The 12,635-nt window shown below is 67.2% G+C and carries 7 protein-coding genes; 3 read left to right on the plus strand and 4 right to left on the minus strand.

Going from position 1 to position 12,635, the window contains the following annotated elements:
• Positions 1-52 precede the first annotated feature (52 nt).
• Positions 53-2,587, plus strand: coding sequence for an SUMF1/EgtB/PvdO family nonheme iron enzyme (locus IPI67_23580; protein MBK7583166.1), 2,535 nt, complete (start codon positions 53-55; stop codon positions 2,585-2,587).
• Here IPI67_23580 and IPI67_23585 read toward each other — a convergent pair.
• From IPI67_23585 to IPI67_23595, 3 genes are all read right to left on the minus strand, one after another.
• The gene (locus IPI67_23585; protein ID MBK7583167.1) at positions 2,562-2,891 is read right to left on the minus strand and encodes a hypothetical protein; all 330 of its coding nucleotides are present in this window, start codon (positions 2,889-2,891) and stop codon (positions 2,562-2,564) included. The genes IPI67_23580 and IPI67_23585 overlap by 26 nt on opposite strands.
• Positions 2,892-2,938: 47 nt before the next feature.
• A complete protein-coding gene (locus IPI67_23590) occupies positions 2,939-6,226 on the minus strand; it encodes a hypothetical protein (GenBank protein MBK7583168.1) in 3,288 nt (1,095 codons plus the stop codon).
• 179 nt (positions 6,227-6,405) lie between these two features.
• The gene (locus IPI67_23595) at positions 6,406-6,549 is read right to left on the minus strand and encodes a hypothetical protein (GenBank protein MBK7583169.1); all 144 of its coding nucleotides are present in this window, start codon (positions 6,547-6,549) and stop codon (positions 6,406-6,408) included.
• A gap of 248 nt (positions 6,550-6,797) precedes the next feature.
• Here IPI67_23595 and IPI67_23600 point away from each other — a divergent pair, with 248 nt between their 5' ends.
• Positions 6,798-9,257, plus strand: coding sequence for a TonB family protein (locus tag IPI67_23600; GenBank protein MBK7583170.1), 2,460 nt, complete (start codon positions 6,798-6,800; stop codon positions 9,255-9,257).
• Complete coding sequence (locus IPI67_23605; GenBank protein ID MBK7583171.1) at positions 9,258-10,139, plus strand: hypothetical protein; 882 nt, start codon at positions 9,258-9,260, stop codon at positions 10,137-10,139.
• Positions 10,140-10,329: 190 nt separating this feature from the next.
• Here IPI67_23605 and IPI67_23610 read toward each other — a convergent pair whose 3' ends face one another.
• A complete protein-coding gene (locus tag IPI67_23610; GenBank protein MBK7583172.1) occupies positions 10,330-12,525 on the minus strand; it encodes a TonB-dependent receptor in 2,196 nt (731 codons plus the stop codon).
• Positions 12,526-12,635: the final 110 nt, after the last annotated feature.

Below are 12,635 nucleotides of genomic sequence, written 5' to 3' on the forward strand. Positions count from 1 at the left end.
ACCCGATACCGAGTGCTCTTGACGCGAGCGGGTGCTCGGACCTCAATCGCCCATGACCGACCGTATGGCCGACCCGAACGAGGTGGCCGGGGACGTTCGACTCGGGCTCACCGACACGGCGTGGGCCAACGTACCTCTCGACGACACGCTCCTGGCGCCGGCCGCACAATCGGCCAAGCGCGACGCCGAGCTGCACGCGGCAGCGACGAAAGCTCCACCGGCTTTGCGCTACGTCTTGGGTGACGTGCTCGGTGTGGGCGGCATGGGTGAAGTGACCATGGCGCTTGACCGCGAAACCGGGCGGACGCTGGCGCTCAAGACTCTGCGCGTGGAGCTGGCAGCGAACGCGATGGCCGTGCGTCGCTTCGTGACTGAAGCACGAGTGACGGCGCAGCTCGAGCATCCGGCGGTCGTGCCCGTGTACGACCTCGGCGTTCTTCCCGACAGACGACTGTACTACACGATGCGGATCGTACGTCAGCGGTCGCTGCGCTCCGTGCTGGAGCATCCTTCCGGGCGAGAAGACTGGCCGCTGGCTCGGCTCTGTACGGTGTTCATCCAGGTCTGTCGGGCCATCGCTTACGCCCACTCGCGCGGGGTGGTCCACCGCGATCTCAAGCCCGAGAACATATTGCTCGGCGATTTCGGCGAGGTCTACGTCGCTGACTGGGGCATCGCGAAGGTACTCGGTAACGCCGAGCTCACGCCGTCGGTCGCTGCAGGCACAGCTGACAGCTCGCTGACCGCCGTGGGAGCCGCGATTGGGACCCTTGGCTACATGGCTCCCGAGCAAATCCGTGGCGAGGCCGATCTCGACGGCGCTGCGGATGTCTTTGCGCTCGGCGTGATTCTCTACGAGCTATTGACGCGCAGCCGCCCATTCGACGGGCCGACGGCCGCTGCGATCGTGCTGGCAACCTCTCATCAAGAGCCCAGTGCGCCGCGGTTCCGAGAGCCGAGCTGCCCAGCTGAGCTGGAGGAGCTCTGTCTGTCGATGTTGGTGAAGGACCGAAAGCATCGGCTGACCGACGCAGGACGAGTCGCCGACGCCGTGGAGCTGTTCTTGGAGGGCTCGAAGGAGCGGGCACGCCGACGCGAGCAGGCGGAGAGCCTGGCGGGAGAGGCTGTCGAGCACTCGGAGCGCCACCGGAAGCTCGGCGAGGAACAAGACGTCATTCGGTCTCGCGCCCGAGACGCCCTCAAGCACATCAAGACGTGGGATCCGGTCGAAAAGAAGCGCCCGGGGTGGGCGCTCGAGGACCGAGCGCGAGAGATCGACAAAGAGGAGGCACGAGAGCTCGCGCACGCTTCGGAGCGCTTCGCGCAAGCCCTGGGATATGACCGCGAGAGCGAGCTCGTTCGGCGAAGGATGGCGGAGCTCTATTGGAATCAGGCGGATCGCTGCGAACGTCGCCGTGACGAGCCTGGTCAGATCTACTACGAGGAGCTAGTCCGCGAATACGACGACGGAACGTACGTTGCGAAGCTCACCGCGAAGGCGACGCTGAGCGTGGACAGCCACGTGCGTGGCGCCGACGTCATTGCACATCGCCTCGGGGAGCGAGATCGAATCCTGCGCCCGGACGCTGGCCAGCTCTTGGGGACGACCCCCGTCGTGGACGTCACGCTCGAGCCCGGAAGCTGGCTGCTCGTGCTGCGAAAGGCGGGCTACCGCGACGTACGCTACCCCGTGCTCGCGCGCCGCGGCGAACGCTTCGAAGCGACGGTCAATCTCTACACGGACGAGGAGATCGGCGACGGGATGGTGTACGTCCCCGGCGGGAGCTCCCTGGTAGGAGGGGACCCGGAGGCATTCGAGCCGCTCCCACGACAGATGGTAGAGGTCCCGGATTTCGCGATCGGGCGCTTCCAGGTCACGTTCGCCGAGTATCTGGAGTTCGTCGCAGACCTGGAGCTTCGGGATGAAGCATGGGCAATGAAGCGGCTGCCACGGGCGATGGACACCGGGGAGGGAGCTTTCGCCGAGCGCGACTCCGAAGGCCGCTGGGTGCCCCGTTGGGACATCCTGGTGGAAGGCGAGAAAGCCAGGGAGCTGTGCCGCCGCGAGGAGGCAGGGAGCGTCCCGGTGTGCTGCGTGGACTGGTTCGACGCCGTCGCGTTTTGTCGCTGGCGGAGCGAGCGCGAGGGGCGGACCGTTCGTTTGCCGACCGAGCTCGAGTGGGAGAAGGCAGCGCGCGGCGTCGATGGTCGATGGTTCCCGTGGGGCGACCGTTTCGACCCGTCGTTTTCCAAGATGCGCGAGTCGCGGCCGGGCTTCGGGCAGCCGGAGCCCGTTGGGACGTTCCCGACGGATGAGAGCCCGTACGGCGTGAGGGATCTCGCCGGCGGAATGCGCACGTGGGTCGGCGACCTGGTCGGCGAGCTCACGGCGGAGCGGGCCTTGCTCGAGCCCGAGCCCTTGCCAGGGCAGCCCTTCGACCAGAACCAAATGCGCCTGTCCCGCAACGGAGCTTGGAACAATCTGCCGAACTGGTGTCGCTCCGCGTCGCGCCTGCGACACGTCGCGGGCAGCCGTTTGACCGGTCTCGGCATGCGAGTCGCTAGGACGCTGTCTCCCCGCTCATGATCGCGCGCGTCATGGTGGGGCGTCGTAGCCCCACGACTCCGGGGTCGAGACGCGCCTGGCCGCGTTGGCTGTCGGGCCTGAACACCGGAACTTCGCTCACGTCGGCCAGCTTCGCAGCTGACGCCAGGGCCTGCGGGGCGCTCAGCGTCTTCGACCCCGGATGCGGGAAGAGCCAGGGTTTGTGCCAGCCGGCAATTGCGCCCTGGGCCGCTTCGTTCGAGTAGCGAAGCCAGGCGACGTCGACACGGTCACCCTGTATCGGCTCCTCGACAAGCGCGGGCTGCGCCTCGAGCGTCGGCTGCAAGCGCAGTCTGAAGATGTAGCGCTTAGCTCGGCGAGGTGGCGTGCCGTTCAACGAAGGACGACGTCGATGCGCGACACTTCGCCGCTGCGCACGGCCTTTGCCCAGCGCGCGGGGAGCGACTTGCCCGCCACCCGAACGGACTTCCCGCTGCGGAGCGTGAGGGCGTAGGACCGCGGGCGAGCCGCGCCGACGCCGAACGTGTCTTTCGCGTTCTTGTTCTCGTACACGACCAGCGTGTGCCCCAGCAGCTTGTAGGCGAAGATGCCGGCGCCGAACCCGAGCGTGGTCCAGCCCTCGCGGGCATCGAAGTATTCGCGTCGCTCCGGCTCTTTGGTGAACAACCACCCGGGGAGCCGGGGCTCCAGACACAGCTCGAGCTTGCCCTGACGGTCGAGGCGGAAGGGATGTTCGCCTGCGACCGCCAGCATCCAGATGTGCAGGTACTCGCAGGTGATGCCGGACAAGCGCGGCTGAAAGGCCCGACCGTGGAGCTGGGGATCCGCGAAGGCGCTCGAGACGATGAACGACGCGCCTTCCAGCGTACTGCGACCGTAGACCGCCGGGTCCATGAACGGAACCAACGCGCGCTTGGCGTCGTGCCAGAACTCTTCGCACAGCCCGGCCCGCAGCACCTCGAGCAGGTATTTGTATTCCATGTGCAGGTAGATCGACTCGTTCTCGATGAACCCCCGCGGATACGCACCGACCGCGCGCCCGAGCTCCGGCGACTCGCCTCGCATGTTCTCGCAGCTCTTGTACATCTGCAGCTTCCGGTCGAAGAGCGGCGAGCGCAGGACGGCGTCGTAGACCGCCTTCGCCTCGTGACGCCGGTGTTTCATCCAGTGCACCGGTCCCTCGAGGAAGAGCTTGACCGGACGCTGTGAGAAAGCGCGCGGACGAACCGTGGCCAGGCCGAGCTCGTTCTGCTCGCCGGTGGGCTCGCTGTCGGTCACGTCGTTGACGAAATAGGTGTAAGGAACGCCCGTCTTCGACACGAGTTGCTGGCGGTTCTTGCCCACGAACGCGCGCTCGATCAGCGCGGCCCCGGCCGCGAGGAAGCCGATGAGCTCCGCCAGCGGCAACTTCGTCTCGGCGCCCGACACACCGAACAGCGTGCGCTCGCGGTACGCTTCCTTCAGGCCGTTCGCGGTGTCCCAGTACACGAAGCCTGCGCGGGGCGAGCGGGAGGTCGCCCGGGTCTTCATCGCGGGCAGGAGCGCCCGCATCAGCTCCGCCAGTTCTTCGAACACGAGCACGGAGCGCGCCCGTCCGCGGCTGAGCTTCTTCAGCTCCACGAGCAGGAGCTCGATGGTGCGCGCGAGCTCGAGCAGCTCCGAGGAGCCGGAACCGAACAACCCCGGAAGGCCGTTCATGGAATCGTTCCAGCCGGGCTTGCCGGCCTCCATCTCGATGCCGGAGCCTTCGGGATCCAACGTGGCGAGGCGATTGACGACGATGGTGAGGAGCTTCACCAGGAGCGTCGTGCGGTAGATCTCGCCTGCGCCGTACTCGGTACGCACGCTGTGGCGGTGATTCGGCCGTGCGTTGATGCGCCGTGCCTTCTCCGGGTGCCGGTAGACCGCCCCGTACGAGCGAATGCGGCCGCCGGCGTCGGCGGCGCGCTCGTGGCGCGGGCGTACGACGTCCGGGTCGTCGAAGAAGACGTAGTCGCTTCGCCCGAGGAACAACTCGGCTGCCCGATCCGGATGGACCATCAAGAGGACCTCGAGCAGGTCGACGTTGTAGTGCCAGTGGTCGACCCAGAACCCCTCGTGCAGGCCGCCGATCTCGTTCTCCTCACAGAACGACAGCGCCTCTTCCAGACCTGCCATGCGGCGTTCGGGCTCGAGGCCGGTCAGGTCCTCCAATCGCATCACCAGCTCACCGGGTGAAAAACCCGCACGCATCCAGTCGAGCAGGTCCTTTCGGGCGCGAGCGTCGGCGACGTGGCGTTCTGCCCAGGCCTTTGCCGGCTCGTCGTCGACGACTCGGTAGGTCAGGCCCAGAACCTCGAGCGGGTTGTAGCCGTCGAGCTGAACGAGGTTGAGAAACGTGCGCAGGTTCGAGTCATAGGTGTCCGGAAAGAACCAGGCGTCGGTGCGTCGGTTCTGCAACACGCTGCGGTAGTGCCCAGTGCCCTGGGAGAGGTACGTCGGCTCGAGCACGAAGTGGTGATAGTCGCGCTCGAGGTCGCCGTTCTGACGCGAGTAGACGTAGAGCACGCTGTCACTGCCCCGAGTCCTCAGCGAGACTGGGACTCCACCGCGCACCACGTTGTCCAGAAAATCTTGGCGCGAATAGGCGTCGAGCTCCCGAGACGACGACACCGTGAAGGCATTGTCGGCGATCTCGTCGCTGATGCGGCGGTTCTCCTCGCGCTTCTGCTCCAGGAAGCTGGGGTGCCGCGCTCGAGTATTGAGCGCGTCCAGATCGCGATCCCGTGGCGCAAATCCGAAGATCGAGGACGCCGAGAATTCCTCTCCGGGCCCGAGCGCCACGGACTCGGTCCACATCGCCGCCGGGGTCTTGTTCTCCCACATCTGAGTGGCGCGCCCGAGCCCCCGGGCGCCGCCCGACGCAAACCGCACCGGTGTCTGGTAGTCGAACGGCTCCCCGAAGACGGCCTCCGGGTCGACGATCAAACCCCGCGCGCTGTCCCGCCCGACGCGCAGGTAGAAGTGTCCGCCTTCGATGCTGCCCACTCGTTCGCTGTCGTCCGCGGTTTGTTTGAGGCGATAGACCGCGATGCCGTCGCGCTCGAAGGCGCCCATCATCGCCTCGATGTGACGGGGGATGCCCTTGATGCGCTTTTGATCGAGACCGTAGGGCAACAGGCGCGGCATCCCGTCGAGCCAGTCCAGGCTGACCTCTCGCTTCTTCAGGTTGCGGATCCGGAGCACGCGCACGAGCCCGGCGACGCGCACGTTGGGCAGACCGAAGTACGTGACCTCGATCTCCAAGCCGAGTCCCCGGTTCGTCTCGAGCAGCGAGATTTCGGCGGGGCGGATGCGCAGGGTTTGTTCGACTGCGGGATCGTCGGTGCGCTGAAAGGGCTCGACGACTCGTTTGTCGCCGACGCGCAGGAAGGTACGAAACCCTTCGCGGTCGATGCGCATGCAGGCTTGATTGAACGACTGGAACTCGAGGATCTGCCCGTCCTTGTCGCGCACGCCGAACGTCGCCACGCACTGGCCGCGGTTGACCGTGTAACACCAGACCGGGATCCCCCATTTGCCGGCGATCCCCGGCAGAAAGCTGGAGAACGGCGGGGCCTGGTTGTAGCCCTCGACCACGAAATCCATGGCCGGATCGAGATAACTCCGAGTGCCCCGCATGACGCGGTTCTAACGCGCCGGGCCCAGGAAGTGGCCGAGGTTTTTGTCGCTGCCGCGGCGCGCGCGGGGAAATGGGCGCTCAGCGCCTATTTCTTGGTCAGCTTGAAACCCGCGACGCCGATCGCAGTCCCGTCCTTCAGCCCCGCGAGGAAACTGGTGAACACGCTGACGGAACCGGCTTAGCCGACGTTGAGACTGCCCAGGCCGCTCGAATAGAGCACCGAGTAGACGTTGCTCCCCGCCACGTAGGTGCACGCCGCCGTAGCATCACCAGCGGTGAAGTCGTACACGCCGCCGCCTTTCTTGGTGTTCTTGAAGGTCACCGACGAAGTGCCAGCGGCTTCGTTCCAGCGTCGCCGGACGAACCCCCGAGGCCGGCATCGCCGACGCTGCCTCCGCGGCCCGCTGCCCCTGCACGGGGACCTCGCTGCAAGATCGGCCGGAGCTGCGATTGCGGTCCGAGTTTCAGAGGTGTCGTTGCCGGCGCAACGAGCGAGGCGCAAGGCGCGAATTCCCGCCCGCAGAATCGGTTGGACGGGCACGCCCGAATGGCCCATAGCTGAGGCGGTCGTTGGCTCGCCGATTCACCCTGGTCCGCTTCGCGCTGCTCTCGGTCGCGCTGCTCGCTCCCGTGCTCCCGCGAACAGTCGCCGCTCAGCCCGACGTGGTCGTGCCACGGTTGGAGCACGACCGCGGCGCTGCCTACCCGCGCCGCGCCCTCGCCGAACGCTTCTACGAGCGCGTCGAGGTGATGCTGATCCTCGAGCTCGACAAGGACGGCAACGTCGAGCGCGCCAGCGTGGAGAGCCCGCACGGACACGGCTTCGACGAAGCTGCGCTCGAGGCGGCGAAGGCGCTGCGCTTCTCGCCGGCTCGGCGCGCGGGCGCTCCCGTCAAGGCGCGCATTCGCTTCCGCTACCTGTTCGAGCCGCCGCCACCCGAGCTCTCGGTGCAGGTGGTGGATGCGACCTCCGGCAAACCCGTGGCTGGAGTCCGGGTCAAGGTCCAGGCCGCTGACGGCAGCGAACGCACTCTGGCGACGGCGAAAGACGGGCGGCTCAGCACCCGCGACTTGCCGCCCGGGGTGGCGCGCATATCGGCGGAGAGCGCCGAGCACGGGGCGCAGTCCACCGAGGCGAAGCTCGTTCCGGGCGACGACACCGTGGTGTCGTTTCGGCTCGAGCCCGCCGCTGCGCCAGCGGGCGAGCAGGCCGAGCGGATCGAGGTCGTGGTGCGCGGGCACCGACCAGCACCCTCGGTGAAGTCGTTCAGCCGGGAGGAGGTGCGACAGATCCCCGGCACGTTCGGCGACCCGTTTCGTGCCATCGAGGCCATGCCTGGGGTCACGCCGCTGGCGTCCGGTCTGCCCTTCTTTTACGTGCGCGGCGCGCCCCCGGGCAACGTCGGCTACTTCCTCGACGGCGTGCGCGTTCCGTACCTCTATCACGTGGGGTTCGGCCCCTCCGTCGTGCACCCGGGGCTGGTCGAGCGTGTGGATCTGTACGCGGGCGGCTATCCGGCGCGCTTCGGGCGTTTTGCCGGCGGCATCGTGGCCGCCGAAGCAACGGCACCGCGACCCGAGCTGCATGGTGAGGGCAACCTGCGTCTGTTCGACGCCGGCGGGCTGGTCGAGGCTGGCTTCGCGGACGGGCGTGGCACGGTGCTGGTGGGTGGGCGCTACTCGTACACTGCCGCCCTGCTCTCGCTGGTCGCGCCGGAGGTGGAGCTCGCGTACCGGGACTATCAGGCACGCGTCTCTTACGACCTGTCCCCGCGCGATCGCCTGACGTTGTTCTCCTTCGGCGCCTACGACCTGCTGGGGCGGGAGCGCAACGGCGAGCTCAGCGTGCTGTTCGGAACTGAGTTCTACCGGCTCGATCTCCGGCACGATCACGAGACGGGTCACGGCTCGCTGCGCACTGCGTTCACCTTGGGGCTCGACCGCACCGCGAACGCGTTCCTCGCCGGTGAGCAGCGCAAGGTCACCACACAAATGCTGGGCGCGCGTACGGTGCTCGAGCACCGCCTCGACGACGAAGTGCTGCTGCGCGCCGGCACCGACGGCAACGTCGAGCGCTACCGCACCAGCGCCTCGAAATACGCCGATCCGGACAACCCGGCGACCCAGGCCTTCGAGGACAACTTTCCTCCGCGCACCGATCTGGTCTTCGGGGTCTGGAGCGACCTCGTGCTCGGCGTGACGCGGGACATCGAGCTCGTCCCGGGAGCACGCGTCGACCTGTACCGCTCGCAATCGGCCAGCGCGGTCGCGGTAGATCCGCGGATCTCGGCGCGCTTCACCGTATCGAACGACGTGCGCATCATCCACGCCTATGGGATCGCGCACCAGCCGCCCTCGTTCGTGCTGCCGATCCCGGGGCTCACGCCGGGCCATCTCGAGAACGGCCTGCAGCAGAGCTTGCAGACCAGCGCCGGAGTCGAGGTGGACGTCGCCGACGCGACGACCGCGAGCCTGACGCTGTTCTACAACGCCTTCTTCCACATGACCGACGCCGCGGGCTCTCGACCTCAGCGCGGGCCGCCCACGCAGGAGCTCGACGAGCGCGCCACGGGCCGGGCGGTGGGCGCGGAGCTGTTCGTGAAGCGCAAGCTCACCAAGCAGCTCGGCGGGTTCCTTTCCTACACCCTCTCGCGCTCGACGCGCGCCCTCGGCAACGAGGAGTTCCCCAGCAACTTCGACCGCACACATGTGCTCAACGCCGCGCTGGGCTACGATCTGGGTCGCGGCTGGCGCCCCGGAGGTCGCGTCGTGTTCTACACCGGCACACCACTCGAGACCTCGCAGAACGACGCCGCGAGCTCGCCCCCGCGGACAACGAGCGGCATCGAACGCTCGCCCGCGTTCTTCCGACTCGACGTGCGGCTGGAGAAGCGCTGGATACTGGGTCAGTCGACCTGGATCTCGTTCGTGGCCGAGGTGCTCAACGCGACGCTCAGCAAGGAGCGCTTCGGCGACGAAGAGATCGGCCCCATCACCATTCCCAGCGTCGGCGCGGAAGTGGGGTTCTAGATGACCGCCGCCGCTCGCGCGCTCTCTCTCATCGCCGGCGTCGCCGCGCTGACCGGCTGCCTGCCGGACGACACGCGAACAGCTCCCGGCCACCTGGCGGTGACGGTAACCAGCGACTATTCGCTCGGGTCCGGCACGCCCGGCATCGACACGATGGACGGATGGCACATCGAGTACGATCGCTTCCTGGTCACGCTCGGCGAGGTCGCGCTCCGGGGCGACGATTGCACCGCGTACAACGAGACCGACTACGCGCGCGTCATCGACGCTCGGCTCGGGACGAGCCAGAAGCTCAGCACGCCGGTCGCGCTCGGCTCGTGTGATTTTCGCTTTCGCATGCGCCCGCCCCCCGAGGACGCGGTGCTCGGCGCGGGCGTGAGCGCGGCCGACCTGACGTTTCTGCGCATGCCGGACAGCGACGGCTTCGCCAACGACAGCGGCAGCGCCGTGTACGTCGCTGGCAAGGCAGAGAAGGCGGATCAGACCAAGACGTTCGCCTGGGCGTTCCGGCTGGGGGCCCAGTACGACCACTGCAAGCTGCTGGCGGAGTCCGGCGTGAGGCTGGCGAGCGGCGACCAGAAATCGGTCGACATCGCGATTCGCAGCGGGGTCTTGTTTCAGAACGTGCCAAACGATCTGCTCGCGGAGCTCCGCTTCGCACCGTTCGCCGATGCCGACGACGTGCACGGGGACGCGGACGGTGACGTGTCGCTCGCCGAGCTCGCCTTGGTGCCGCTCGCTGCCAACGCGAGCTTCGACCGCTGGGACAACTTCGCGGACTACCTCTACACTGGCCTCGTGCCGAAGCTGCCGCGTTTCCGCGGCGCCGGCATCTGCAACGTCGGACCCATCGACGAAGGCGGTGACGGGCCCGGCGGGTAGGGAGCCCGGCGTGCTTAGTCGCGCGCGAAGGCGCGGTCTGGAGAGACAGCGTGCACGTGTCGAGGTTGAGGCTGCCGCCGAAGCGCGAGGCCGCTACCGACGGGCAAGCACGGGTCCGTCACACTCTCCAACATGGCGTCTACGCACTTGTCGATCGGTCATAGAGCGCAGTCGTCTCGCCGGGCGACCCTCAGGGCCAGTACAGCGTGACACGGCCGATCACCGTGCGGGGCCAACCCGGCGCGTAGTGGATGCCGGTGACCGGCGCGGGCTCGTACCCCATTCGGCTCTCCGTTGCGAAGTTGACCTCGCGCCAGGTCGTGCCGAGGACGTTCTGCACGTCGATGGCGGCTTCGATGAAGCTCCAGCGCAGGCCGGCTTCGGCGTCGATGAGCGTATATCCTTCAGCGGTGAGACTTTCGTCTTCCGTGGCTGGGCGGTCGGCCAGCGACTTCACTCGAAGGGCGCCAAAGGGCGTGTAGTCGCCGAGCTTGGGTCGGACGCCAACGCCGGCCGTCAGCGTGCGCGTCGGCGCGAGGGCCACCGAGCTGCCATTGCCGGCATTGCTCACGAACACCGCGCGAGTGAAGGTCGCGTCCAGGTCCGCAAAGAACCAGTTCCACAGATGCGCCCGGGCGCCGATCTCGACGCCCGTGCGGCGCGTCTCTGCGGAGGCTTCGGTCGTGCCTTCGTCCCCGACCCAGACCTGCTCTGAGTCGAGATCCAGGAGGAACGCCGAGGTGTATAGACTGAGCCCGCGCATGGGGCGCACGCGCGTGCCGACTTCATAGCCCATGGCGGGCGTCATCAAATCGACGCGACCGGTCGAAAGCACGGTGCCCCGCGCGTCGTTGGAGTGAAATCCCCGTCCTGCGTTGCCGAACAATTCCCACTCCTCGACCGGGGAGACGACCGCGGTCAGCTTGGGCAGGGTCAAGGTCGCGCCGGAGCTGCCGCTGGTACGGGTGCCGAGGGTCGACACGTCCTCGCGCTGATCCTCGACGGCAGCGTCGATGCGTTGGATCCGGAGCCCGGCGATGAAGCGCAGGTTCTTGGTGAGCCGAAGATCCTCCTCGGCGAACACGCCAATCTGGGACTCCTCGATGTTGGAACGGACTCGCTCGCGGATGCGTTCTCGCGCGCGCTGGTCGTAGAGGCCGTTGTCAATGCTGTCCGCGCGCACCTGGATGCCCACGTTGGTCGTGAACTGGGAGCCGACGAAGTGCACGTGGCGACGCACTCGAAAGTCCCCGCCGATCTGAACGCGGTCGTCGGTCTGCTCGATGCCGTCCCCGTTGATGGGATCGCGATCGAAGAAGGTGAAATTCGAGTACAGGTTCCAGCGGTACTTCGTGGCGTAGGCCAGGGCGGAGATGGTCGCACCGTGCGCATCGAGGGAGTAGGCGACCGAAGCGGTGTGGCGCTGAGTTTGCCCGCCCTCGGAGGGGTCGACGGACCCGAAGCGGTCGAGGCACGGTTCTCCAAAGCTCGACGGCGGATCGAGACCGGCCTCGCCTTCGCCGCACACGGCGCGCGCGGGGATTTGCCCAGAGCCGTTCCAGCGCCCGCCGTAGCTCATCCAGGTCAGCGCAAGTTTGGAGTGCAGGCCCAAATCTCGCGTCGTGCGCAGGAACACGTTGAAGCGGCGATAGCGTTCTGGGTTCTCGAAGGGACCGTCTTGGGTGGTGATCTCACCGGCAACGACGTTGCGCCAACCTTCTCCGAGGTTCGGGGACGCTGCCAGGACGATTCGTTGGACTCCGTACTGCCCCAAGGAGTAGCTGGCGAAACTCTCCGGGAAGACCTCCACGAGGCGCAGGTTGACGGCGCCCGCCGTCGCGAAGTCACCCAGCTCGGCGTAGTAGGGACCCTTGTAGATGTCGAGGCCGACGACCAGCTCGGGCACTATGAAGTTCAGATCTGAGTAGCCCTGCCCATGGCCGTGGCTCACGAAGTTGATTGGGATGCCGTCCGCGTAGAAAGCAACGTCGGTGCCGTGGTCCGCGTCGAAACCGCGCAAGAAGAACTGCGTCGCTTTGCCACCCCCTGCGTGCTGGGCAACGAACAGACCGGGGGCCGCTTCGAGGATGTCGGAGGGGCGGCGCTTGGGGCGGAAGTCGAGCTCGCGGCGCCCCACGACGAGCCGCGATGCTGCATGTGGGTCTCGCGCGTCGTCTTTGACGACGACCTCGATGGGCTCGTCGTGATGGTGCGACTCCACCGGCAAGGCCTCCGGGGGCGCGGAGACCGGTGCATTGGCGGGGTCGGGCTCGGGGGCGGTCGTGTGCTCGTGGGGGGCGGAGCGTGCGTGCTGGTCGTCATGTGGCTGCGCAACGAGACACGGTGCAGAGAAGAGAACGGCAGCGACCAGGCGCGGCCCATGCATCGGCGGCACTTGCATGGGCGGAGCAGAGCCCTGGTAGCACGAAATGTCAAATTCGTGCCACTGCAAAATCCGTCGGTGCCGACCCGGGCCGACGTCGTGCTCCCCTCGCG

This window comes from Myxococcales bacterium (genome assembly GCA_016706225.1).
Lineage (GTDB): Bacteria > Myxococcota_A > Polyangia > Polyangiales > Polyangiaceae > JADJKB01.